Here is a 24,656-nt window from a genome sequence, read left to right on the forward strand (position 1 = left end):
GGACGGGAAGAACGTCCCGGCCGTCTCTCCGCGACCGGGACGTTCCGTTTCTCGACGGACAAGGGAGGCGCGCCGTTTCTCGACGGACAAGGGAGGCGCGGAAGAGCTTGACGCCGTCGCCCGCCCAACGTGCCGTACTCCGTTCCATAGCTACGAAGCGAATTTCAGGCAGGCACTAGCCCCCGCGCCGCGCCGAGAACCGCTCAAGGACCCGCTCGAGCCGACGGACGATGCGCGTCCACGGCCCGTACGGTCCCCAGATCTCCGGCGGGAAGAGCCGGCGCCAGAAGGTCAGGAACCGGTCCGCGATGCGGTACCACCAGGAGAGTTTCCAGCACCAGATGACCTGGACCCAGCTGGGGGTCGCGTACTCGCACAGGTTTACCAGGCCGGAATCGACGTCGAGAATCATGTCCTCCATCTCGGCCCAGCTCGGGAAGAAGGTCTGGTTCTTGTTGAACTCGATGCAGAAGCCGCCGAGCTTGCCCTTCCGGGGGTTGAGGAACTCGCGCGTGAAGGCCCAGTCCCCGCTGGCGCCGGAGGTCGGGTAGGTGGTGCCCCAGAGCCAGAAACCCTGTTTGCTCACGTACCCCTGATTGCGGACGGCGTTGATCCCGTCGCCGACCACGGCGGCGGCGGCCTTGACCTCCGCCAGCCGGGCCGCCGGGAGGTATTCACCGTAGGCGTCTCCGGAGACGCCGCGCTTCCCGTCCCAGGCGGTGTTCATGAACGACTTGGACGGGTCTGCGGGCTGGTTCTCGTCGTCGCCCCAAGGGTGGAGGACGACTCCGCTGTAGGAGTGTACGTCCACGAAGTAGCGGGCCCTCGGGAACCGGTCCACGAGCCATTGGACGTTACGTGTTTCCGGCTCGGAGAAGGGGCCGGTCCCGTGGAAGATACCCGATCCCGGATCGGCCGATGCCAGCGTCACGGGATTCGCCGCGGGGGAGAACTTGGTCTTGAAGTCCCAGAGGAAGTCGTAGTTGCGGTTGACGTCGACGCCAGCGTCTCCGGTTGAGCCCCCGCCGCTGGCCGGGTTGCGGTTCTTCCGCCACATCGCCTGACCGGGCCCGGGGGTCCCGCCCATGCTGTAGGCCCGGCCGTCCGGGTTGATGTCGGGGAAAACGACGACGTCGGTCCGGTTCACGATCCCCTTGACTTCCGCGGCGGAAAACGTCTTCGCGCCGTACGCGAGGCCCGCGTGGGTGGTGTACGCCTCGAGGAGGTCGGCGGCGAGGTTGACCAGGATGTCCGGGCCGCCCCACTCACGGGCGTGGACGCCGCTGACGAACACGAACGCCGGACGGCAGTGGAATTTTCGGTTGCCGCGGATCAGCAACGCGTGGCTGCGGCGTCCCTCGTGGGTGGTATTCGGCAGCGGGAGCAGCTGTGTCAGGCGCGGGTAGGCGTTATTCAAGCCGATCAGCGCCGACTCGATCTCGGTGACGTTGAGGAAGGTCATTGCCGTGCCTTTCCGGCCGGGCCGTCGGCCGGGCCGCCGGGCTTGCCGCCGCCGGTGTCCCCGTGGACCTTGCGGCCCAGGCCCTGCGGCGCGGCGCGGCCGCCGTCGAACCGGTCGCCGGCACCTACCTCGGCGAGGCGCACGCGCGCCTGCTCCGACAGATTGGCGCCGACCTGGATCTCGTACCCCTCGGCGCGCAGGGATCCGATCTGCCGGGAGGTGAGGAACAAGTCCAGCCATCCTGTCCCGTCGCGGTTGTCGCTGATGTGCGGGTGGTCGCCAACGTCGAATTCGCCCCGGCGGAGCAGTTGGTCGACCTGCTCCGGGGTGCCCTTGAGGCGGACGGCGAACTGGTCGTCTTCGCGCTCCGGTCCGCTGTCCTCGGCTGTCCGGTCCGTCATGGCTTGGCCTCGGTCCACTGGGTTGGTTCGGCCCCCACGCATAGGGTACGGCAGTCTTCGAACCGGCGACAGACTGCGGGCCTACCACGGTCCGACGGCGAGGCTGAGCCACGGCGCTCTTCGCGGCCTACGGCACCTCGGACGCGATCGTGGTCTATTGGCTGGACGCCGCAGCATATCCGCATTGCCCCTTCGTGCGGGCGGCTAACCAGTTTCCGCCCATGAAAAAACCCCTCCATTCGGGCAAAATCGACGGAATGGAGGGGTTTGTGGGGCCCCCTGTCGGATTCGAACCGACGACCCCCGCTTTACAAGAGCGGTGCTCTGGCCAACTGAGCTAAGGAGGCATTCCTTCGCGCCAAGCGGGACCATGCCCGGGAAGGGGCTGGCGCCAGGGCGCTAGATAAGGTTAGCCCACTGACCCCCGGTGGTAAAAACCCGGCCGGGACGCGCGCCGGGCCGCCACACGAACAGCCGCCAGGCCGCCACACGGACGCGCGCCGGACCGCCCGACGAACCGCAGGCCGGCACAAAAAACAGCCGGCCCGGTTCCGGACGAATCCGCGACCGGGCCGGCTGCTGTTGCCTTGCGGTGGTGCTGTTACTGCTTGGCGTCGATTGCGGCTGTCAGGAACTGTTCAAACGGAATCTGGGCGCTCTCGCCCTTGCCCCACTGCTTGCCTTCGACGAAGACGGTGGGCGTACCCGTGACGCCGATGGCCGAGGCTTGCTGGGTGGAGTACTTCACGTACGGGCGGTAGGTCTTGTCATCCACGCACTGGTCGATGTTCTTCGCACCGATGTCGGTGGCCATCCTCTTCAGGTCCGCATCGGAAAGGCCGGCCCCGCCTTCGGCAGGCTGCCGGTCGAAGAGCGCGTTGACGAAGTCCGCGTACTTCTCCGGGGACTCGTTCACCACGCAGGCGGCAGCGTTGGCCGCCCGGGAGGAGTAGTTGGTGGTGGACCGGGTGTCCAGGAAGCCGAGCGGCCGGTACTCCACCGAAATTTTTCCTTCGTTGCGCAGGCCGGTCAGGGTTTCGTTGTACCGCGCTTCGAAGTCCTTGCACACGGGGCAGATGAAGTCGACGTAGAGGACGACCTTGACCGGCTTGTCGGCCTCCGGCTCGGCGCCCGGCGCGGTGACCTCAGCCGGCGGCGTGGCCGGCGCTGCCGGAAGGTCAGCGAGCTTGACGGTCGCCGGGGCCAGCTTGGCCACCTCGGAATTGGCCAGCAGCGTGACGCCACCGTGGACGTTGCCGTTGGCCGGCGTCGGCCCCTCATCGGCGATCGGGGCGTTGCTCTGAATGTTTGAGGTAACCACCAGCGCCACGACAACGATGATGGCCACGACGGCCGCAACAATGCCCCAGCCGATGAGCAGCTTGTTGCGCTTTTCCTTCTTCAGCTGCGCCTCGCGGATTTCACGGGCTTTCTCGCGGGCCGCGGCAGTGCGCTCTGCCTTGGACTGACGGGGGTCGTTTGCGGGGCTCATTAATTCCTCGTGTCGATCGGCCTGAAATGCTCCACTGGGTGGCAACTTCATCATTTTAGGGGAGAAACCCGAGAGCTTGCGCTTTCAAGTTTCCCTTCACGCCTCCCAACGGACAAATGGCCCGGAAGATTCCGTCCGGCTAGGGTGGGCTGAGAGCCACGAGCGACCCCAGGGGGCAGCAATGCAAGCGACCGACCGCGCCGACCGCGCCGACCACGGCGAGGAACAGACCTCCGAAGCGGAAGGAACAATCCAGGGCACGGCATCCGAAGCCACCGCCGGGGCGGTCTCACTGTACGACTTCATGGTGGTCTCCAACCGCCTGCCGGTGGACCGCTGCTCCCCGGACGAGCCCGGCTGCGAGGACGGTTGGCGCCGCTCCCCCGGCGGCCTCGTCACCGCCCTGGCACCCATGATGACGAAGACGGACGGCGCCTGGGTGGGCTGGCACGGCGCCCCCGATGAAACCGTGAAGCCTTTCAGCCACGGCGGCATCGACCTGGTCCCGGTCCAGCTCAGCACGGAGGACATCGAGCTCTTCTATGAGGGCTTTTCGAATGCCACCCTCTGGCCGCTGTATCACGACGTGATCGCACCGCCGGAGTTCCACCGGACTTGGTGGGATGCCTACCGGCGGGTCAACCGAAGGTTCGCCGACGCCGTCATCCAGCACTCGAGCCCCGGCGCCACAGTCTGGGTCCAGGATTACCAGCTCCAACTCGTCCCCAGGATGCTCCGCGAGGCGCGACCGGACCTGAAGATCGGCTTCTTTAATCACATTCCCTTCCCTCCGCCGGAAATTTTCGCCCAGCTGCCGTGGCGCCGGGCCATCATCGACGGGCTGCTGGGGGCCGACCTGGTCGGATTCCAGCGAAGCAGCGACGCCGGAAACTTCATGCGCTCCGCCCGCCGCTTCCTCGGCGCCAGCGTCAAACAGCAACAGATCCATGTCCGCGGATCCGACGGCGAGACCACCCATATTGCCCGCGCCCAGGCGTTCCCCATCTCGATCGACGTCCAGCAAATCAGCGAACTGGCGGTTAATCCTGAAATCATCGAGCGCGCCCACCAGATCCGCCGCGATCTGGGCAATCCCAAGACGATCCTGCTCGGCGTCGACCGGCTCGACTACACCAAGGGCATCCAGCACCGGCTCAAGGCGTACGAGGAGCTGCTGGCGGACGGCAAGGTCAGCGTAGAGGACGCCGCGCTCATCCAGGTGGCGAGCCCCAGCCGGGAACGCGTGGAGCAGTACCGGCTGCTGCGCGAGGAGGTCGAGGGCACCGTCGGCCATATCAACGGCACCTACGACACCCTGCAGCACACCGCCGTGCGCTACCTGCACCACAGCTACCCGATCGAGGAAATGGTGGCGCTGTACCTTGCAGCGGACGTCATGCTGGTCACTGCCCTCCGGGACGGCATGAACCTCGTGGCCAAGGAATACGTCACGGCCCGCACGAACAATGACGGCGCGCTCGTGCTGAGCGAGTTCGCCGGCGCCGCGGACCAGCTCAAGCAGGCGCTGCTGATGAACCCGCACGACATCGACGGGCTCAAGGACACCATCATGAGGGCCGTCAAGATGCAACCGGGCGAGGCGGGGCGCCGGATGCGCTCGATGCGCAAACAGATCCTGGACCACGACGTCGACCGCTGGTCTTCCGACTTCCTCAGCGCCCTCGAAGAGAAGGTAATCCGCGATGACTCCTGAGACCGCGCCGCTGTCCCTCTCCCCCGAACTGCTGGCCGCCATCCGCCGGGTGGCAGCTACGGACGACCTGCTGGTCGCGATGGATTTCGACGGCACCATGGCACCCCTCGTGGACCACCCCGCGGATGCCCGTTCGCTCCCGCGTTCGGCGGCGGCCTTCGCCGCGTTGACCGGGCTGCCACGGACGACGACGGCGCTCATCTCGGGACGCGCGCTGGAGAGCCTGCGGGCTGTCGCCTTTCCTCCGGAGCAGACCCTGCTGATCGGCAGCCACGGTGCGGAAGTGTGGATGGGCCCGGGTTCCTCCCCGCTCGTCCTCGACGACGCGCAGCGTGAGTTGCTCGCCGGCGCGCGCCGGGTGCTGGAGGAGATCGTCGAAGAGGCCCCGGGCACCATGCTGGAGGATAAGCCCGCCGGCGTCGTGCTGCACACGAGGCTTGCCGCCGACGACGTCGCCGAAGACGCCGTGGCGGCGGCCCGCGCCGTGCTGCAGGACCGGCCAGGCGTCTTCCTGAAGAACGGCAACCGTGTACTGGAAACCGCCGTGGTCCGTGCCTCCAAGGGAGAGGGCGTGGACTTCCTGCGGCAGGCGACCGGGGCCTCCGCCGTGCTCTTCGCCGGCGATGACGTCACTGACGAGGACGCCTTGGGCAGGCTGCTCCCGGGGGATGTGGGCGTGAAGATCGGCCTGGATTTCACCCAGGCCGAGTTCCGCGTCGAGGCGCCGGTGCATGTCGCCGAACTGCTGGAAGCCCTCCTCCGGGAACGCAGGCATGCCGTGGGCTCCTGACGTCATGTAAGACGGATCACGTGTGACATTCGCGACTTTTTGGCCCTATTGCTAAAAATCTGACATACTCTGGTTGTGATGTGGCGCACAGTACCGTGCGGCGTCACTGGATACTCCTCGGCTTCGGCCGGGGAGTATGCGCACGACTGGACAACGATAATTGAATTAACAACTGCATAAAAAGGCCATTCACTACGGATCGTCCGGCACGTACCTGCCGGTGAAGGGATTGATAACTGTGGCTACAGTTACTTTTGACAACGCAACACGCCTGTACCCGGGCACTGACAAGCCCGCTGTTGACAAGCTCAACATTGAAATCGCCGATGGCGAATTCCTGGTCCTCGTTGGACCCTCCGGCTGCGGAAAATCGACCTCCCTGCGCATGCTCGCAGGCCTTGAGGACGTCAACGCCGGCCGAATCCTGATTGGCGACCGCGACGTCACGGACGTTCCTCCCAAGGACCGCGACATCGCCATGGTCTTCCAGAACTACGCCCTGTACCCGCACATGACAGTTGCGGACAACATGGGCTTCGCGCTGAAGATCGCCGGCGTCAGCAAGGAAGAGCGCGCCGAGCGTGTCCGTGAAGCTGCCAAACTCCTGGACCTCGAGCCCTACCTGGACCGCAAGCCGAAGGCACTCTCCGGTGGTCAGCGCCAGCGTGTTGCCATGGGCCGCGCGATCGTCCGTAACCCGCAGGTCTTCCTCATGGATGAGCCGCTGTCCAACCTTGACGCCAAGCTGCGCGTGCAGACCCGTACGCAGATCGCCTCCCTGACCCGCCGCCTGGGCGTCACCACGGTCTATGTGACCCACGACCAGGTCGAGGCCATGACGATGGGTGACCGCGTCGCCGTGCTGAAGGACGGCCTGCTGATGCAGGTCGACACCCCGCGCAACCTTTACGACAAGCCGAAGAACGTCTTCGTGGCCGGCTTCATCGGCTCCCCCGCCATGAACCTGCTGGAACTTCCCGTCGTCGACGGCGGTGTCCAGTTCGGCGGCACCGTCTACCCGGTTCCCCGCGATGTCCTCGAGGAAGCCCACGGCCGGACCGTGACCGTCGGCTCCCGCCCGGAAGACCTGGAGAACGCACCGGCGGGCGAAGGCCTTCAGGTTGAGGTCGACGTCGTCGAAGAACTCGGCGCCGACGCCTACGTCTATGGCCACACCACACTGGACGGCCAGAGCCACGACATCGTGGCCCGCGTCGACGGCCGCCGCCCTCCGATGAAGGGTGAGTCCATCTGGGTCCGCCCGCAGTCAGGCCACGTACACCTGTTCGACACCAAGACCGGCCTGCGCCTGGGCGACTAGGCCCCACCGCTCCCTAACCTCGCTCCGCTTCGGCCAGGGAACCCTGGCCGGCGTGGGCCCAAGTAGCACTGCACGACTGACGGCGGTCCTCCCCAACCGGAGGGCCGCCGTCGGCCGTTAACTGCCGGACCGTTCCGGCCACGCCGGTACCCGCAGTACCTTCGCCCTGGAAGTTTTACGGCAGCCTGGCCCGATTGTTAGGGCCGTCGCCCCGAGTACGGAAGAATTGGCACATGACCGAGGAAAGCAACGCCCAGTGGCACGACGAACCCACCGACTACGGTCAGCTCGGGAAGCTGCCCCGATTTGAAGCCGCCAGCGCCAATGACGCCAAGCGCGCGGTGGCCTCCAGTTCGCTGAGCATCACCGCGGCCGCCGCCGAGCCGGAACTGCTTGACCTGCCCTGGCACATCGCGCTCGAGGACTGGCCCGCGGAAAACCTCGCCGCCCTCCCCCGCGGCATCTCCCGGCACATCGTGCGGTTCGCCCACCTCGGCGGTTCCGTCATCGCCATCAAGGAAACCTCCGAGCACGTTGCACGCCACGAGTACCACATGCTGCGCAAGCTGGCCCGGCTGGACGTCCCCTGCGTGGAGCCGGTGGCCGTCATCACCGGACGCACCACCCCGGACGGCCGCCCCCTCAATCCTGTCCTCATCACGCGGCACCTGAAGTTCTCCATGCCGTACCGCGCCCTCTTCTCCCAGATGCTGCGCAAGGACACCCTCACCCGCCTCATTGATGCGCAGGCGCTCCTGCTGGTCCGGCTGCACCTGATCGGGTTCTACTGGGGCGATGTCTCGCTCTCCAACACCCTGTTCCGCCGCGACGCCGGCGCGTTCGCCGCGTACCTGGTGGATGCGGAAACCGGCGAGCTGTACCCGGACCTGTCCACCGGGCAGCGGGAATACGATCTCGAAATCGCGCGCGTCAACATCGCCGGTGAACTGATGGATCTGCTCGACGGCGGGCTGATCGAGGAAAAGGTGGACCCCGTGGCCACCAGCGAGCTCATCATGGACAGCTACCGCCGGCTCTGGACGGAACTGACCGAGAAGGAATCCTTCGAGATCGGTGAGCGCTGGCGGGTAGCCGCCCGCATCCGGCGGCTCAACGAACTCGGGTTCGACGTCGGCGAATATGCGATCAAGACCACGCAGAACGGCTCCACCATCCAGCTCCAGCCCAAGGTGGTGGACGCCGGGCACCACCAGCGCCGGCTGCTGCGCCTGACCGGACTGGACGCGCAGGAAAACCAGGCCCGCCGGCTCCTGAATGACATGGACTCCTTCCGGGCGGACAACAACCCGGACATGGACGAGGAATACAGCGCCCACCTCTGGGTCAGCCAGATCTTCGAACCGATTGTCCGTTCCATCCCCCGCGACCTGTCCGGCAAGCTCGAACCGGCGGAGGCCGTGCACGAGATCCTCGAGCACCGCTGGTACATGTCCGAGAAGGAGAACCGGCACATTCCGCTGGCCGAAGCGGTGCAGTCCTACATCGACTCTGAACTGCGCCACCGCCGCGACGAGGCCGCCATCATGCTCAACCCGGACACCGAACTCCTGAAAATCCTGGAGGTCGAAAACGAGGAATCCCGCTACGGGGCCGACGAATCCATCGAGGAATACCCCGACTCCGACGACTAGGACCGCGTTCGGGTCCTGGCGCGGCCGGGTTAAATTGCCTTGCCGGGGTTCAGGATGCCGGCCGGGTCGAACAGTTCCTTGATCCGGCGCTGCAGCTCACGCACCGGCTCCTTCTGTTCGAGGCCGAGCCAGCGCAGCTTGTACTGGCCGATTCCGTGCTCCCCCGTGATGGTGCCACCCATCGCCAGGGCCACGGTGATGGACTTGTCCAGGGCCGCGCCGAGGCGTTCCATCGCGTCGGCGTCGACGGCGTTGTCCACCCGGTCCACCCAGAAGGTGGGGTGCAGGTTCCCGTCGCCGGCGTGCGCCACGACCTTCAGCCGGACCCCGTACGCCACCGCCATGGCCTCCAGCTCGGCGACGTAGTCCACGAGCCTGGATCGGGGCACGGCCACGTCCTCGCCCACCCGGTACTCGTCGTCGACCTCGACGCCTCGGCTGTTGCGGCGCAGCTCGACGAGCCGCTCGGCCTCGGCATTGGCCTCCAAGGTCACCTCGGCCCCGCCCGCCACCAGCAGGGGCCGGATCGCCGCCGCCTCGGCCGCGGCGCCAAAGCCGTCAGTCTGGATGAGGAGCAGGGCTGCGCCGCGCACCGCCAGGTCCGAGCCGTGGATGTCGTCGAGCTGGGCGAGCGAGCCGCCGTCGAGCAGCTCCATGATGGCCGGCTGCACGCGCGCCTGGCCGACGGCCAGGACGCCCGCGGCGGCGCTGCGGAAGTCCGGGTAGAAGGCCGCGATCGTGTGCACCTCGCGCGGGAGGTACTTGAGCCGGACGGTGACGCCAACGACGATCCCCAGGGTCCCCTCGGAGCCCACGAACAGCCCGGTCAGGTCGTAGCCGGCGACGCCCTTGAAGGTCTGGTGGCCGGTGCGGATAAGCGAGCCGTCAGCGAGCACGACGTCGAGCGCCAGGACGGAGTCGCGCGTCACCCCGTACTTCGCACAGCGCAGTCCGCCCGCGTTCGTGGCCACGTTCCCGCCAATGGTGGACATCCTGAAACTTGCCGGGTCCGGGGCGAACATCAGCCCGTGCGCGGCGGCGGCGGCGTTGAGGTCCGCGTTGATGACGCCGGGTTCGACGACGGCCGTCTCGTCGTCCGGGTTGAGGTCCAGGATGCGGTTCATCCGCTCCAGGCTCAGCACTACGCAGCCCTGGCTGGCGTGGGCGCCGCCCGACACACCCGTGCCTGCTCCGCGGGCGACCACGGGCACTCCGCGGGCTGCACAAGCGCGGACGGTCACCTGGACATCCTCCACGGATTCGGCGAAAACCACCGCCTGGGGCAGCTGGAAGTCCAGCACCGGGGCCTGATCCACGGCGTACGCAGCCAGCGCCGTCGCGTCCAGCACGACCTTGGCCGGGCCCAGGGCTGAGGTGAGCTCGTCAATGATGCTCATGCGGTCTCCAGTTCTTCTAATTCGGCCTTCAGTCTAAGGCGCGAAGGCGGACTCCCTGGCTTGGGGCGTAGTTCATCCGGCGGAGCTGGGCTGGCGGGCCGTCAGTCATCGGCTCCGCCCATGAACCGCACGAACCGCTGCAGCACGACGGGCCAGCCTGCCGTGTATTCCGCCCGCGTGGCTGCCGGGTCCTCGGCGCCTTCCCAGCCGCTATGCACCAGGCGGAGTTCGGTGCCGCCCTCGACGGCGCGTAACGCCACCCGGAGCTCTGTGGACCATACTGCCGAGCTGCCCGGATGCCAGCTCGCATGGAAGGACAGCGGCGGCTGCCAGTCGTCGATCGACCCCCAGATCGCCGTCCTGCCGTCGTCCGCGGTCTCCAGAATGAGGTTCTCCTCGAACTCTACATAGGAACCTGCCCCGAAGACGCCATGGTCTTCGAGCGGCCACCAGAGGTGTGTGTGCTCCGTAAAGCCCACGAACGCCCTAGCAACGGCGCCTGGCACGACAACGGTATAAACAAGGGGCTCCAAGCCAGCGCCTGGCTCCGGTTCCGGGCTATCGGACGGGTCGGTAGAAGCGTGGCTGAAGAGGTTATCCATGGGCATTTACTCTACCCGCGGCACGCCCCGCCCTTACCTTTCGGTGGTCTCCCACCCGTCGGCGCCCGAGGCGGCCGCCTCTACGCCCTCATCTGCGATAAGCCGGTTAAATGCGGGAGAGCCTCCAACCTGGTGGTTGGAGGCTCTCGACCGTTTCTAATGAGTGTCCGGCGGTGACCTACTCTCCCACACCCTCCCGGGTGCAGTACCATCGGCGCTGTGGGTCTTAGCTTCCGGGTTCGGGATGGGACCGGGCGTTTCCCCCACGCTATGACCGCCGTAACCCTTGCTCCCGCCCCGCCTGGCTGTGCCCGGGGGTGGGAAAACTTTGGTGTTACAACATGTGCTCTGCCCTTGTTGGGGGCAGTTGTGGTGTTGTTATTCAGTTGGAGGTTCTCAAGCAACGGGTTTGTTGGTTGGGAACCACATAGTGGACGCAAGCAGTCTTGTTTCTTTGTACCCTCTTCATGGTGTGAACGTCTTTTGAATCCGTTCACGGAGAGGGTGTGTGGTGTAAGTTATCGGCCTATTAGTACCGGTCAGCTTCACGAGTCGTTAGTCCTCGCTTCCACATCCGGCCTATCAACCCAGTGGTCTGGCTGGGGGCCTCTCACACACAAGGTGTATGGAAATCTCATCTCGAAGCGAGCTTCCCGCTTAGATGCTTTCAGCGGTTATCCCATCCGAACGTAGCTAATCAGCGGTGCACTTGGCAGTACAACTGACACACCAGAGGTTCGTCCGTCCCGGTCCTCTCGTACTAAGGACAGCCCTTCTCAAATTTCCTGCGCGCGCAGCGGATAGGGACCGAACTGTCTCACGACGTTCTAAACCCAGCTCGCGTACCGCTTTAATGGGCGAACAGCCCAACCCTTGGGACCTACTCCAGCCCCAGGATGCGACGAGCCGACATCGAGGTGCCAAACCATGCCGTCGATATGGACTCTTGGGCAAGATCAGCCTGTTATCCCCGAGGTACCTTTTATCCGTTGAGCGACGGCCATTCCACAATGTACCGCCGGATCACTAGTCCCGACTTTCGTCCCTGCTCGAGATGTCTCTCTCACAGTCAAGCTCCCTTGTGCACTTACACTCGACACCTGATTGCCAACCAGGCTGAGGGAACCTTTGGGCGCCTCCGTTACTTTTTAGGAGGCAACCGCCCCAGTTAAACTACCCATCAGGCACTGTCCCTGACCCGGATTACGGGCCGAAGTTAGATGTCCAAAGTGACCAGAGTGGTATTTCAACGATGACTCCACCCGAACTGGCGTCCGGGCTTCAACGTCTCCCACCTATCCTACACAAGCCACTCCGAACACCAATACCAAACTATAGTAAAGGTCTCGGGGTCTTTCCGTCCTGCTGCGCGTAACGAGCATCTTTACTCGTACTGCAATTTCGCCGAGTTTATGGTTGAGACAGCGGGGAAGTCGTTACTCCATTCGTGCAGGTCGGAACTTACCCGACAAGGAATTTCGCTACCTTAGGATGGTTATAGTTACCACCGCCGTTTACTGGGGCTTGAATTCTCAGCTTCGCCTTGCGGCTAACCGGTCCTCTTAACCTTCCAGCACCGGGCAGGAGTCAGTCCGTATACATCGTCTTGCGACTTCGCACGGACCTGTGTTTTTAGTAAACAGTCGCTTCCCCCTGGTCTCTGCGGCCCCTGCACGCTCCGGACAGCAAGTGTCCATCACGATGGGGGCCCCCCTTCTCCCGAAGTTACGGGGGCATTTTGCCGAGTTCCTTAACCATAATTCTCTCGATCGCCTTAGTATTCTCTACCTGATCACCTGTGTCGGTTTGGGGTACGGGCGGCTAAAACCTCGCGTCGATGCTTTTCTCGGCAGCATAGGATCACCGAATCCCCCCATACGGGGGTCCCATCGGGTCTCAGGCATCATGAACGGCGGATTTGCCTACCGTTCGCCCTACATCCTTAGACCGGGACAACCATCGCCCGGCTCGGCTACCTTCCTGCGTCACACCTGTTAATACGCTTGCCTCCCGGGATCAGGTCCCGCGCTCCACCAAAACCCTTCCACCACAAGGGCGGTCGGGCAGGTTTCGGGCGGTTAGTATCCCCCGTTCAGCATGGGCGGTTTTTCGCCGGTACGGGAATATCAACCCGTTGTCCATCGACTACGCCTGTCGGCCTCGCCTTAGGTCCCGACTTACCCAGGGCAGATTAGCTTGACCCTGGAACCCTTGATCATTCGGCGGACGGGTTTCTCACCCGTCTTTCGCTACTCATGCCTGCATTCTCACTCGTGTAGGCTCCACCGCTGGTTTACACCGCGACTTCACTGCCCACACGACGCTCCCCTACCACTCCAGACGCCTGAACCAACCCCACAACGGGGGCGGCTTGGCTATCATCTGAAATCCACAACTTCGGCGGTGTACTTGAGCCCCGCTACATTGTCGGCGCGGAATCACTTGACCAGTGAGCTATTACGCACTCTTTTAAGGATGGCTGCTTCTAAGCCAACCTCCTGGTTGTCTTCGCAACTCCACATCCTTTCCCACTTAGCACACGCTTAGGGGCCTTAGTTGGTGGTCTGGGCTGTTTCCCTCTCGACTATGAAGCTTATCCCCCACAGTCTCACTGCTGCGCTCTCACTTACCGGCATTCGGAGTTTGGCTGACGTCAGTAACCTTGTAGGGCCCATTAGCCATCCAGTAGCTCTACCTCCGGTAAGAAACACGCAACGCTGCACCTAAATGCATTTCGGGGAGAACCAGCTATCACGAAGTTTGATTGGCCTTTCACCCCTACCCACAGCTCATCCCCTCCATTTTCAACTGAAGTGGGTTCGGTCCTCCACGACGTCTTACCGTCGCTTCAACCTGGCCATGGGTAGATCACTTCGCTTCGGGTCTAGATCACGCCACTGCAACGCCCTATTCAGACTCGCTTTCGCTACGGCTTCCCCACACGGGTTAACCTCGCGACGTAACACTAACTCGCAGGCTCATTCTTCAAAAGGCACGCCGTCACCCCAACACAGCAAGCTGCGGAGGCTCCGACGGATTGTAAGCACACGGTTTCAGGTACTGTTTCACTCCCCTCCCGGGGTACTTTTCACCTTTCCCTCACGGTACTGGTCCGCTATCGGTCATTAGGGAGTATTTAGGCTTATCAGGTGGTCCTGACAGATTCACACGGGATTTCTCGGGCCCCGTGCTACTTGGGATACTTCACCAGGCGGTACACAACATTTCGGTTACGGGGCTCACACCCTCTCTGGCCGGCCTTTCAAGACCGTTCACCTATGCCTGTACTACTCACCTTCTCAGTCCGGCAGAACTGAAGCGGGAAGTCCCACAACCCCGACCATGCAACGCCCGCCGGCTATCACACATGGAACGGTTTAGCCTGATCCGCGTTCGCTCGCCACTACTGACGGAATCACTATTGTTTTCTCTTCCTGCGGGTACTGAGATGTTTCACTTCCCCGCGTTCCCTCCACGCACCCTATGTGTTCAGATGCGGGTCACCAGGCAGCTCGCGCCCCTGGCGGGGTTTCCCCATTCGGACACCCTGGGATCACAGTCCGGTTATCGACTCCCCCAGGCTTATCGCAGATTCCTACGTCCTTCTTCGGCTCCTAATGCCAAGGCATCCACCGTGTGCTCTTAAAAACTTGACCACAAAAGATCAAAAAACTAATTTTCGAGAGAACCATGAAAACCACACCGCACCACCAGCCACACCCGAAGGCACAACCACCGGCAACGGCACAGATCCAGGTTCATATTCTTGGAAATTGCTTCTTATAAAAGATGCTCGCGTCCACTATGTAGTTCTCAAACAACAACCCCGTACCACACCCCCACACACCAACCCTCCCAAACGGAAGAGCCCCACGTGCATGCCCGGTGCAGCCAGGAAACCAGAAACACACAAGCCCCGGGAGTCACCTCCCGGTCCTGTTGTCTCAGGACCCAACAGTGTGCCAAACACTAAACCGTCTCCCTCTCCTCCCGGGACCGTTCCAGGACCTGCTCCGAAGAGCCGGTCCGTACTGGGTCAGGAAGAGACGATGACGGCCGCTATTCGTTGATATTCCACCCGTGAGCACCCGCCGCAGAACAAACGTCTGCGCAACGGGCGTACTCCTGACAAACCCTCCACACTCACATACATGAGGCAAGGTGATTGTAGGTGCTCCTTAGAAAGGAGGTGATCCAGCCGCACCTTCCGGTACGGCTACCTTGTTACGACTTAGTCCCAATCGCCAGTCCCACCTTCGACAGCTCCCTCCCACAAGGGGTTAGGCCACCGGCTTCGGGTGTTACCAACTTTCGTGACTTGACGGGCGGTGTGTACAAGGCCCGGGAACGTATTCACCGCAGCGTTGCTGATCTGCGATTACTAGCGACTCCGACTTCATGGGGTCGAGTTGCAGACCCCAATCCGAACTGAGACCGGCTTTTTGGGATTAGCTCCACCTCACAGTATCGCAACCCTTTGTACCGGCCATTGTAGCATGCGTGAAGCCCAAGACATAAGGGGCATGATGATTTGACGTCGTCCCCACCTTCCTCCGAGTTGACCCCGGCAGTCTCCTATGAGTCCCCGCCATCACGCGCTGGCAACATAGAACGAGGGTTGCGCTCGTTGCGGGACTTAACCCAACATCTCACGACACGAGCTGACGACAACCATGCACCACCTGTAAACCGACCGCAAGCGGGGCACCTGTTTCCAGGCGTTTCCGGTTCATGTCAAGCCTTGGTAAGGTTCTTCGCGTTGCATCGAATTAATCCGCATGCTCCGCCGCTTGTGCGGGCCCCCGTCAATTCCTTTGAGTTTTAGCCTTGCGGCCGTACTCCCCAGGCGGGGCACTTAATGCGTTAGCTACGGTACGGAAAACGTGGAATGTCCCCCACACCTAGTGCCCAACGTTTACGGCATGGACTACCAGGGTATCTAATCCTGTTCGCTCCCCATGCTTTCGCTCCTCAGCGTCAGTTAATGCCCAGAGACCTGCCTTCGCCATCGGTGTTCCTCCTGATATCTGCGCATTTCACCGCTACACCAGGAATTCCAGTCTCCCCTACATCACTCTAGTCTGCCCGTACCCACCGCAGATCCGGAGTTGAGCCCCGGACTTTCACGGCAGACGCGACAAACCGCCTACGAGCTCTTTACGCCCAATAATTCCGGATAACGCTTGCGCCCTACGTATTACCGCGGCTGCTGGCACGTAGTTAGCCGGCGCTTCTTCTGCAGGTACCGTCACTTTCGCTTCTTCCCTACTGAAAGAGGTTTACAACCCGAAGGCCGTCATCCCTCACGCGGCGTCGCTGCATCAGGCTTGCGCCCATTGTGCAATATTCCCCACTGCTGCCTCCCGTAGGAGTCTGGGCCGTGTCTCAGTCCCAGTGTGGCCGGTCACCCTCTCAGGCCGGCTACCCGTCGTCGCCTTGGTGAGCCATTACCTCACCAACAAGCTGATAGGCCGCGAGTCCATCCAAAACCACAATAAAGCTTTCCACCCCCCACCATGCGATGAGGAGTCATATCCGGTATTAGACCCAGTTTCCCAGGCTTATCCCAGAGTTAAGGGCAGGTTACTCACGTGTTACTCACCCGTTCGCCACTAATCACCGGTGCAAGCACCGGGTCATCGTTCGACTTGCATGTGTTAAGCACGCCGCCAGCGTTCATCCTGAGCCAGGATCAAACTCTCCGTTGAAGTAAAACAAAAACAGACACAACCAACACCCCCGGGAAAACGGGAGAAACCGGCTGCACAAAATTTGAAACCAGCTGTAAAAACCAGACCACACCACGGGGTGGCGGGCCCGGCAAAACAACCAATCCATATAAATAAATTGGTATCAACAAACTTGGCACACTATTGAGTTCTCAAACAACAGACACACCCGGCACCACCACAACATCTCAGCCGTGGATCGCTCCGGAGCAACTTTTCAAACTTACCCGGCCGCTTCACCCTAGTCAAATCGGCGGTTCCGACTCAGTGTTGCCATAGGCATCTGGGTCTTCTTGGCCGATCAACTCCGGGGAGCAGCGCGGAAATAAACTCTACCACCACTTTGACCGGGAGGCAAAGCGGCCCTCAACCGTCCCCCTGCCGACGCCCAAAAAGCCCGGAATCTCAAGGATTCCGGGCTTTCGGCGTTGGCTAAGACTAGGCCAGCGGTTTGAAGTACGCGGCCCCCAGGGGCGGCAGCGTGACGGTAAGCGTGGCCGGCTGGCCGTCCACGCCGTCGTCGGAGGCTGTCAGCTGACCGCTGTTCAGAACACCGGAACCGCCGTACGCGGCAGCGTCGGTGTTGAGCACTTCCTGCCACTGCCCAGAAACAGGGACTCCGAGTAGGAAGTCCGTGTGCGGGCCGCCCGAAAAGTTCAGCGCACAGACAAGCGGGTTGCCCGCCGCGTCGCGGCGGATGAAGGTCAGCACGTTGCGGTCCGAGTCACCGCCATGGATCCACTGGAAGCCGGCCGGATCGTTGTCCAGCTCGTACAGGGCCGGAGTGGAACTGTAGAGCTCATTCAGGTCCTTGGTCAGGAGCTGCACGCCGCGGTGTGCCGGAATGTCCGCGAGATACCAATCAAGGCCGTGCTGTTCGGACCATTCCGCTTCCTGACCGAACTCGGTGCCCATGAAGATCAGCTGCTTGCCCGGGTGCGCCCACTGGAAGGCCAGGAAGGCGCGCAGGTTCGCCAGCTGCTGCCAGCGGTCCCCCGGCATCTTGCGGAGCATGGACCCCTTGCCGTGCACGACTTCGTCGTGGCTGATCGGCAGCAGGAAGTTTTCCGTGTACGCGTACACCATGGAGAAGGTGATGGTGCCGTGGTGCCACCTGCGGTTGTACGGGTCCTCGGCCATGTACTTGAGCGAGTCGTGCATCCAACCCATGTTCCACTTCATCCCGAAGCCCAGACCGCCCTGGCTGGTGGGCGCCGTGACACCCGGGAAGGCCGTGGATTCCTCGGCAATCATGACGACGCCGGGGTGCGTCTTGTAGACGGTGGCGTTGACCTCCTGGAGGAAGGAGATCGCCTCGAGGTTCTCGCGTCCGCCGAAACGGTTCGGCTGCCACTGGCCTTCCTCGCGGGAATAGTCGAGGTAGAGCATGGAAGCGACGGCGTCCACGCGCAGACCGTCAATATGGAATTCGTCGAGCCAGTAGAGCGCGTTCGCGACTAGGAAGTTGCGGACTTCGGTGCGGCCGAAGTCGAAGATGAGCGTTCCCCAGTCCGGGTGTTCACCCAGGTTGGGGTCGGCGTGCTCGTACAGGGCCTCGCCGTCGAACCGGGCGAGTGCCCATTCGTCCTTGGGGAAGTGCGCCGGCACCCAGTCCAGCAGTACGCCGATACCGGCCTGGTGCAGTTCGTCCACGAGGTGCCGGAACTCGTCCGGGTGCCCGAAGCGGGACGTCGGGGCGAAATAGGACGTCACCTGGTAGCCCCAGGATCCGCCGAAGGGGTGCTCGGCCACGGGCATGAATTCCACGTGCGTGAAGCCGAGCTCCTTGACGTAGTCGACGAGTTCCTTGGCAAGCTCGCGGTAGCCGAGGCCGACCCGCCAGGAGCCGAGGTGGACTTCGTAAACGCTCATCGGCGAGTTGTGCGGATCCCGGGCCGACCGGGCCTCCATCCACTCGGCGTCCTTGAAGACGTAGGACGGTTCCACGACGCGGGACGCCGTCAACGGCGGCACCTCGGTGCCGAACGCCAGCGGGTCCGCTTTCTCCACCCAGTAGCCGTGCCGGGTCCTGATTTCGAACTTGTAGCACGCCCCTGCCAAAACGCCGGGCAAGAAGAGTTCCCAGACTCCGGAGGAGCCGAGTGAGCGCATGGAGTGCTCGCGGCCGTCCCAGCCGTTGAAGTCGCCCTTGACGCGCACGGCCTGGGCGTTCGGGGCCCACACGGCGAAGGAGACCCCATCGACGTCGCCGAGGGAGGATTTGTAGTGCTGGACGTGCGCGCCGAGGACGTCCCAGAGCCGCTCGTGCCGGCCTTCGCCGATGAGGTGGAGGTCCACCTCCCCGATCGTGGGCAGGTAGCGGTACGGGTCGTCGGTAAGCTGCGGGGACTGGCGCTCGTACGTGATTTCCAGCCGGTAGTCGGGTACATGCCCGCGCTCCGGCGCTTCCAGCACCGCGACCCACACGCCGTCGGACTCGTGTTCCATGGGCACGATACCGGCCGCCGTCACCACGGCGACGGTCTCGGCAAGGTGCCTCACCGTGCGGATGGTGACGTGGCCGTGGTCGTCCAGGTGCGCGCCCAGGACTGAATGCGGCGCGTGATGCTCGCCGGCGGCGACCCTCGCGAGGGTGTCCGCGTCCACAGGGAGCGGAGCTCCGGGCCGATCGATCCGTGCTGGTCCTGTCATTTTGATACCTTCCGCTGCGGCTACGGCGGGAACGCCGGAGCCTTTCGTGCCGAGTAGACGGCGTGATGCATTGACCGGAATGGAGAGCCAGTCCGGTCGGTTCCTCAGTTCGTAGATGACTTCATAGAGCGCTTTGTCGAGCCAGAGGGCCACGAAAAGGGGCGAATCGCGGTCGATGCTGCCGGGGACGACCTCCGCGTAGCCGGCCAGGAAGGCCTCGGCGCAGTCGTCCACCCAGGACTCCGGAACGACGGCGCCGGAAGACTCCCGGACGGCCGCACCGGCGGCGTAATCAAAGGACCGCAGCATCCCGACGACGTCGCGCAGCGGCACGTCAGGGAAGTTGCGTTCCGAGATGGGCCGCAGCGGCTCTCCCTCGAAGTCGAGGATGGCCCAGCGAGGCGCGGCGCCGGCGGCGCCGGGAACCTGGAGGATCTGTCCGAGGTGCAGGTCCCCATGGATTCGCTGCAGGGGGCCGGCGCTGCAGCCAACAAGTTCGGCAAGGAGCTCATCGAGGGCGGCGTCCTGGCCGCCGACTATGCTGGCCGCCTGCGCCCAGGACTGGCGGACGCGCTGGGCCACGCCGGGCGCAATGACACCGCCCGGAACGGCCTCGGAGGCCACCCCGAGGAACTCGGCCAGGCGGCGGTGCACGGTGGCCGTAGCTGCGCCGAGCGCGTGCGCCTCGGCGGTGAAGTCCCGTCCCTGGCTCGCCGCATCGACGGCCAGCCGCCAGGCATCAAGCCCGCCGGAGAGGAACTCGTGGGCCACGGCAAGCTCGCCCCGGGCGGTCCGGGTCCCGCCCTGCGGGTCGCCCGTAGGGGTGTCCCATTCGCCGGTGACCCAGCCGAGGGTGGCCGGGACCTCCGCCGTGCGACCGGCGGTGAGGGCCGCCCCGATTTCAACTTCGGGGTTCTGGCCCTCGGAGAGGACGCGGAAGAACTTCAGGATCGCGGCCGATTCGCCGTCGTGCACAATCACCGAACTGTTCGATTGCTCGCCGGAGAGGACTTTTACGGCGCCGGTGGCTAAGGGCAGGCGGAAGCCGGATGCCACGAGATGCCCGGCGGCGTTACCGACCGGGCTTGTGCCGCTGCTGCGCATAAGTTCCAGCCACGCCTCGACAAACCCGGGGTCGTGGACGCCGTCGTAAATCCAGCGCTGCCCGGCCGCGGCACTCGAAGCATCGGCCTCAGCCGAAGCCCAAGCCGGCTCTCCTGATGCGTCGCCGTGCGCGGCACCGGCCCGGTCTGTCTCCCCCACCAGCGCGGACTCCGCACCAGGCAGCGGGGCATGGCGGAAGCTGAGCGGCACCTGCACGACGTCGGTCCGGTTACCGTCCGCCGTCGGGTAGGTCACCGCGAGCAGCCAGACCTCAAACTCGGCGTCGGCGCGTCCTGGGGCCAGACCCAGCGCGCCTACCGGCTCGAAGCTGAACTCCGCCGTCTTGACAGGAAACCAGCGCTGGCCCGGAAGCCAGCCGCCGAGCAGTCCGCTCAGGGCGAGGGGCAGGGTAGGTCGGGACATATCAGCCTTCGATGGACAGGATGGGCATCGCCTGGGTGAAGGGAGAGGCCGGATTGGAGGCAGCCGAGCGGATCCGCAACCAGAAGAAATCGTGGCTGCCCAAGGTCAGGGTCAGCGTTCCGTCCGCGCCGATGCCGGGGAAGGCCTGTCCGCCGAACACGTCCCGAAGGCCCCGCCCGGAGAACCTCGGCACCCGCAGCGTGGTCGCGACGGGGTGCTGGGAGAGGTTGAAGGCGCACAGGACCGTTTCGGCGTCCTCGCCGGCCGAATTACCCGCCGGGAGCTCCCGCAAGTAGGCGAGAACGACGTCGTGATCGGCTTCGACGTGCTCGAACCCGCCCAGACCGAAGGCCGGGTGGCTCTTGCGGACACTGAGGATCTGCCGGGTCCAGCGCAGCAGCGAACCCGAATGGGAGGCCTCGGCCTCGACATTGGCCATGCTGTAGTTGTAGACCAGCGACTGGATCACCGGCAGGTAGAGCTTGCCCGGATCCGCATGGGAGAACCCGGCGTTGCGGTCCGGGTTCCATTGCATCGGCGTGCGGACGGCGTCGCGGTCCTCGAGCCAGATGTTGTCCCCCATGCCGATCTCGTCCCCGTAATACAGGAACGGGCTGCCGGGCAGGGACAGCAGCAGGGCATTGATCAGTTCGATTTCGGAGCGGGAGTTATCCAACAGCGGGGCGAGCCGGCGCCTGATGCCGATGTTGGCGCGCATGCGCGGGTCCGGCGCATACCAGCCGAGCATGGCGGCACGTTCGTCGGCGGTGACCATTTCCAGGGTCAGCTCGTCATGGTTGCGCAGGAACGTCCCCCACTGGGCCCCCTCGGGAATGTTCGGAGTGTCCTTCATCGTCTCGATGATGGGCGCAGCCTTCTGGTCCCGCAGGGCGTAGTAGAGCCGCGGCATGATCGGGAAGTGGAAGGCCATGTGGCATTCCGGTTCCTCTTCGGTGCCGAAGTACTCGACGACCTCTGCGGGAGGCTGGTTGGCTTCGGCGATGATGACGCGGCCCGGGTAGCTTTCGTCGACCATCTTGCGCAGCTTGCGGAGGAACTCGTGGGTCTGCGGCAGGTTTTCGCAGTTGGTGCCCTCCTCTTCAAAGAGGTACGGGATGGCGTCAGCCCGGAAGCCGTCAATGCCCTGGTCCAGCCAGAACCGGACGACGTCGAACAGCGCGTCGATGACCTTCGGGTTCTCGAAGTTAAGGTCCGGCTGGTGTCCGAAGAAGCGGTGCCAGAAGAACTGGCGGCGGATCGGGTCGAAAGTCCAGTTGGACTCCTCGGTGTCGACGAAGATGATGCGGGCGTCTTCGTACTTTTCGTCGGTGTCACTCCAGACGTAGAAGTCGCCGAAGGGCCCGTCCGGGTCCTTGCGCGACTCCTGGAACCACGGGTGCTGGTCCGAGGTGTGGTTCAGGGGCAGGTCGATGATGACACGGACGCCGCGGGCGTGGGCTTCAGCTACAAGGCGTTTGAAGTCGCTGATGGTGCCGAACTCGTCCAGCACGGAGTTGTAATCCGAGATGTCATAGCCGCCGTCGCGAAGCGGGGACTGGAAGAACGGCGGCAGCCAGAGGCAGTCGACGCCCAGCCATTGCAGGTAGTCCAGTTTCTCGATCAGGCCGTGGAAGTCGCCGGAGCCGTCACCGTTGCCGTCTGCGAAGCCGCGGACCAGCACCTCGTAGAACACCGCCTTGCGGTACCAGAACGGGTCGTGTTGGAGGCCCGGCGCGTTCAGTTCGAAAGTCGCCTTCGGGCTGAAGTGCTGGTTGGGGTTGGTCGGGCCGAAACTCACTCGCACTACCTCCGGATGCTAAGAATGTGGGCGGGTTCGACATGGGCGTCCAGCCGGACGTAGTTGTACTCCCCCCATTCCCAGCTTTCGCCGGTCAGGAGATCATCCACCATGAACCCGCCGTTGTGCGTCAGGTCGTCGGGGTCCAGCTCCAGGGCAGCCAGGTCCAGTGCCACGGTGCTCTCCCGGATGCCGTGCGGGTCCACGTTGACCACGATGATCAGCGTGTCCTTGGTGCCGTCGGGAAGAGTCTTGTGCTTGGAATACACGATGGTGGCGTCGTCCGTGCTGTGGTGGATCGTCAGGTTCTGCAGGTCCCCCAGAGCGGGGTGGGTGTGCCGGATTTCGTTGAGCCGGGTCAGGTACGGCGCCAGCGTCCGGCCCGATGCGGCCGCCGCGTCCCAGTCACGGGCCTTGTACTCGAACTTCTCGTTGTCGATGTACTCTTCAGCGCCGGGCCGGGCCACGTGCTCGTACAGCTCGTAGCCGGAGTAGACACCCCAGATGGGGCTTGCCGTGGCGGCGAGGACGGCACGGATCCTGAACGCTGCCGGCCCACCGAACTGCAGGTACTCAGTGAGGATGTCCGGGGTGTTGACGAAGAAGTTCGGCCGGAAGTAGGCCGCGGACTCGTGGCTGACCTCCTGGAAGTACTCCTCCAGCTCCTCCTTGGTGTTCCGCCAGGTGAAGTAGGTGTAGGACTGCTGGAAGCCGGCGCGGCCGAGGGCGTGCATCATTGCCGGCCGGGTGAATGCCTCCGCGAGGAAAACGACGTCGGGGTGCTTCTTGTTCACCTTGCCGATCAGCCATTCCCAGAACCACACGGGCTTAGTGTGCGGGTTGTCCACGCGGAAGATTTTCACTCCGTGGCCCACCCAGAGCAATACGATGCGGAGGATCTCGTTGGACAGGCCCGCAGGGTCGTTGTCGAAGTTGATCGGGAAGATGTCCTGATACTTCTTCGGCGGGTTTTCCGCATAGGCGATGCTGCCGTCCACGCGGGTGGTGAACCATTCCGGATGGCTTTCCACCCAGGGGTGGTCCGGGGACGCCTGCAGGGCCAGGTCCAAGGCAACTTCCAGCCCCAGCTCTCCGGCCCGCGCCACGAAGGCGTCGAAGTCTTCGAAGGTGCCGAGGTCGGGATGAATGGCGTCGTGTCCGCCCTCCTTGCCGCCGATGGCCCACGGTGAACCGGGATCGTGCGGTCCGGCCAGCAGCGTGTTGTTCGGGCCCTTGCGGTGCTGGACGCCGATCGGGTGGATCGGCGGCAGGTAAACGATGTCGAAGCCCATTGCCGCAACGGCGTCGAGGCGCTTCGCGGCGGTGCGGAAGTTACCGGATGTCCATTCGCCGGTTTCGTGGTTGCGGACGGCGCCTTCGGAGCGCGGGAAGAATTCGTACCAGGCACCCTGGCCGGCGAGTTCGCGCTCCACGAGCAGCGGGTAGGGCTCGGAGACTGTCACCAGTTCGCGGATCGGCTGGCGTTCGACGATGCCCGTCACTTCTGCGGAGAAGCCCGCGGCGAGGCGTTCCTCGGGAGTCAGGGAAGCATCGGAGAGCACGACGACGGCCATCCGCAGCGTGCGCCGGTCCGCGGATGGGCGGGAGGAGTCTTCGGACGCTTCGGTGAGCAGCGCGGCGCCCTCGGCAAGCATCAGGTCGACGTCGATCCCGGCTTCCACCTTCACTTCGGCGTTGTGGTGCCACGTGCCGTAGCGGTCGTGCCAGGCCTCAAGCACGAAAGACCAGTTGCCGGTGCTGGACGGCGTGAGGAGTCCTTCCCAGCGGTCAGTACCCTGGCCGCGCGGTCCCCTGGGCGGGGCGAGGCGGACGCGCTGGCGTTCCTTCCCGCGGGGATCGAGGAGCACTGCGCTGACGCCGAGCTGGTCATGGCCCTCGCGGAAGGCGGTGGTACCGACCACCACAGTCTGGCCCACGACAGCCTTGGCGGGGAACTTCCCGTCTTCGACCGCAGGCTGCACGGCGGTGATCGGAAAGCGGCCAAATCGAAGGCCATCCGTGATCAGGGCCTTGGGCTTTTGCTTGGACACGGCACTGGTTCGCGAGTTATTCGTCACAGGCTCGACGTTATCTACAATTCCGGCAGATGGCTAAGCCT

The 24,656-nt window shown here is 63.9% G+C and carries 12 protein-coding genes, 1 tRNA gene and 3 rRNA genes; 4 read left to right on the forward strand and 12 right to left on the reverse strand.

Annotation, left to right across the window (positions count from 1 at the left end; translation table 11 throughout):
• Positions 1-175 precede the first annotated feature (175 nt).
• The 4 genes from QFZ69_RS17695 to QFZ69_RS17710 form a co-directional block, all read right to left on the reverse strand.
• Positions 176-1,462: a M14 family metallopeptidase gene (locus QFZ69_RS17695; protein ID WP_306913215.1), complete on the reverse strand. Its 1,287-nt coding sequence runs from the start codon at positions 1,460-1,462 to the stop codon at positions 176-178.
• Positions 1,459-1,863, reverse strand: a complete 405-nt coding sequence (locus QFZ69_RS17700; RefSeq protein WP_306913217.1) for a hypothetical protein — start codon at positions 1,861-1,863, stop codon at positions 1,459-1,461. The genes QFZ69_RS17695 and QFZ69_RS17700 overlap by 4 nt, the downstream gene beginning before the upstream one ends.
• Positions 1,864-2,133: 270 nt before the next feature.
• Positions 2,134-2,210, reverse strand: a tRNA-Thr gene (locus tag QFZ69_RS17705).
• A gap of 254 nt (positions 2,211-2,464) precedes the next feature.
• Complete coding sequence (locus tag QFZ69_RS17710) at positions 2,465-3,355, reverse strand: DsbA family protein (RefSeq protein ID WP_306913218.1); 891 nt, start codon at positions 3,353-3,355, stop codon at positions 2,465-2,467.
• 181 nt (positions 3,356-3,536) lie between these two features.
• On the opposite strand from QFZ69_RS17710, the gene QFZ69_RS17715 reads away from it, so the two are divergent.
• The 4 genes from QFZ69_RS17715 to QFZ69_RS17730 all read left to right on the forward strand — a co-directional run bounded on the left by QFZ69_RS17715 (position 3,537) and on the right by QFZ69_RS17730 (position 8,832).
• On the forward strand, positions 3,537-5,069 hold the full coding sequence (locus QFZ69_RS17715; protein ID WP_373461722.1) for a trehalose-6-phosphate synthase: 1,533 nt from the start codon (positions 3,537-3,539) through the stop codon (positions 5,067-5,069).
• Positions 5,059-5,859: a trehalose-phosphatase gene (gene otsB, locus QFZ69_RS17720; protein ID WP_306913220.1), complete on the forward strand. Its 801-nt coding sequence runs from the start codon at positions 5,059-5,061 to the stop codon at positions 5,857-5,859. Before QFZ69_RS17715 ends, otsB begins: the two co-directional genes overlap by 11 nt.
• A 238-nt stretch (positions 5,860-6,097) precedes the next feature.
• On the forward strand, positions 6,098-7,180 hold the full coding sequence (locus tag QFZ69_RS17725; RefSeq protein WP_306913221.1) for an ABC transporter ATP-binding protein: 1,083 nt from the start codon (positions 6,098-6,100) through the stop codon (positions 7,178-7,180).
• Positions 7,181-7,413: 233 nt separating this feature from the next.
• Positions 7,414-8,832: a DUF4032 domain-containing protein gene (locus tag QFZ69_RS17730; protein ID WP_306913223.1), complete on the forward strand. Its 1,419-nt coding sequence runs from the start codon at positions 7,414-7,416 to the stop codon at positions 8,830-8,832.
• A gap of 29 nt (positions 8,833-8,861) precedes the next feature.
• Here QFZ69_RS17730 and QFZ69_RS17735 read toward each other — a convergent pair whose 3' ends face one another.
• From QFZ69_RS17735 to QFZ69_RS17770, 8 genes are all read right to left on the reverse strand, one after another.
• Positions 8,862-10,229: an FAD-binding oxidoreductase gene (locus QFZ69_RS17735; protein WP_306913225.1), complete on the reverse strand. Its 1,368-nt coding sequence runs from the start codon at positions 10,227-10,229 to the stop codon at positions 8,862-8,864.
• Positions 10,230-10,330: 101 nt separating this feature from the next.
• The gene (locus tag QFZ69_RS17740; protein ID WP_373461723.1) at positions 10,331-10,831 is read right to left on the reverse strand and encodes an SRPBCC domain-containing protein; all 501 of its coding nucleotides are present in this window, start codon (positions 10,829-10,831) and stop codon (positions 10,331-10,333) included.
• Between the two features lie 165 nt (positions 10,832-10,996).
• A 5S ribosomal RNA gene (gene rrf, locus QFZ69_RS17745) occupies positions 10,997-11,113 on the reverse strand.
• 226 nt (positions 11,114-11,339) lie between these two features.
• A 23S ribosomal RNA gene (locus tag QFZ69_RS17750) occupies positions 11,340-14,487 on the reverse strand.
• Between the two features lie 526 nt (positions 14,488-15,013).
• Positions 15,014-16,539, reverse strand: a 16S ribosomal RNA gene (locus tag QFZ69_RS17755).
• The 16S, 23S and 5S rRNA genes sit together here, the layout of an rRNA operon.
• Before the next feature lie 459 nt (positions 16,540-16,998).
• Positions 16,999-20,739, reverse strand: a complete 3,741-nt coding sequence (locus QFZ69_RS17760; protein ID WP_306913229.1) for a 1,4-alpha-glucan branching enzyme — start codon at positions 20,737-20,739, stop codon at positions 16,999-17,001.
• A gap of 1 nt (position 20,740) precedes the next feature.
• Positions 20,741-22,537, reverse strand: a complete 1,797-nt coding sequence (gene treS, locus QFZ69_RS17765; RefSeq protein ID WP_306913232.1) for a maltose alpha-D-glucosyltransferase — start codon at positions 22,535-22,537, stop codon at positions 20,741-20,743.
• A 5-nt stretch (positions 22,538-22,542) separates the two neighbouring features.
• On the reverse strand, positions 22,543-24,588 hold the full coding sequence (locus tag QFZ69_RS17770; RefSeq protein ID WP_307000314.1) for an alpha-1,4-glucan--maltose-1-phosphate maltosyltransferase: 2,046 nt from the start codon (positions 24,586-24,588) through the stop codon (positions 22,543-22,545).
• Positions 24,589-24,656 lie beyond the last annotated feature (68 nt).

The sequence above is a fragment of the Arthrobacter sp. V1I7 genome (genome assembly GCF_030817015.1).
Classification (GTDB): Bacteria; Actinomycetota; Actinomycetes; order Actinomycetales; family Micrococcaceae; genus Arthrobacter.

What these genes read in the sequence shown, in the direction of transcription:
- QFZ69_RS17695 (WP_306913215.1), bottom strand. Translation starts at nt 1,462, where the DNA reads ATGACCTTCCTCAACGTCACCGAGATCGAGTCGGCGCTGATCGGCTTG.
- QFZ69_RS17700 (WP_306913217.1), bottom strand. Translation starts at nt 1,863, where the DNA reads ATGACGGACCGGACAGCCGAGGACAGCGGACCGGAGCGCGAAGACGAC.
- QFZ69_RS17710 (WP_306913218.1), bottom strand. Translation starts at nt 3,355, where the DNA reads ATGAGCCCCGCAAACGACCCCCGTCAGTCCAAGGCAGAGCGCACTGCC.
- QFZ69_RS17715 (WP_373461722.1), top strand. Translation starts at nt 3,537, where the DNA reads ATGCAAGCGACCGACCGCGCCGACCGCGCCGACCACGGCGAGGAACAG.
- otsB (WP_306913220.1), top strand. Translation starts at nt 5,059, where the DNA reads ATGACTCCTGAGACCGCGCCGCTGTCCCTCTCCCCCGAACTGCTGGCC.
- QFZ69_RS17730 (WP_306913223.1), top strand. Translation starts at nt 7,414, where the DNA reads ATGACCGAGGAAAGCAACGCCCAGTGGCACGACGAACCCACCGACTAC.
- QFZ69_RS17735 (WP_306913225.1), bottom strand. Translation starts at nt 10,229, where the DNA reads ATGAGCATCATTGACGAGCTCACCTCAGCCCTGGGCCCGGCCAAGGTC.
- QFZ69_RS17740 (WP_373461723.1), bottom strand. Translation starts at nt 10,831, where the DNA reads ATGGATAACCTCTTCAGCCACGCTTCTACCGACCCGTCCGATAGCCCG.
- QFZ69_RS17760 (WP_306913229.1), bottom strand. Translation starts at nt 20,739, where the DNA reads ATGTCCCGACCTACCCTGCCCCTCGCCCTGAGCGGACTGCTCGGCGGC.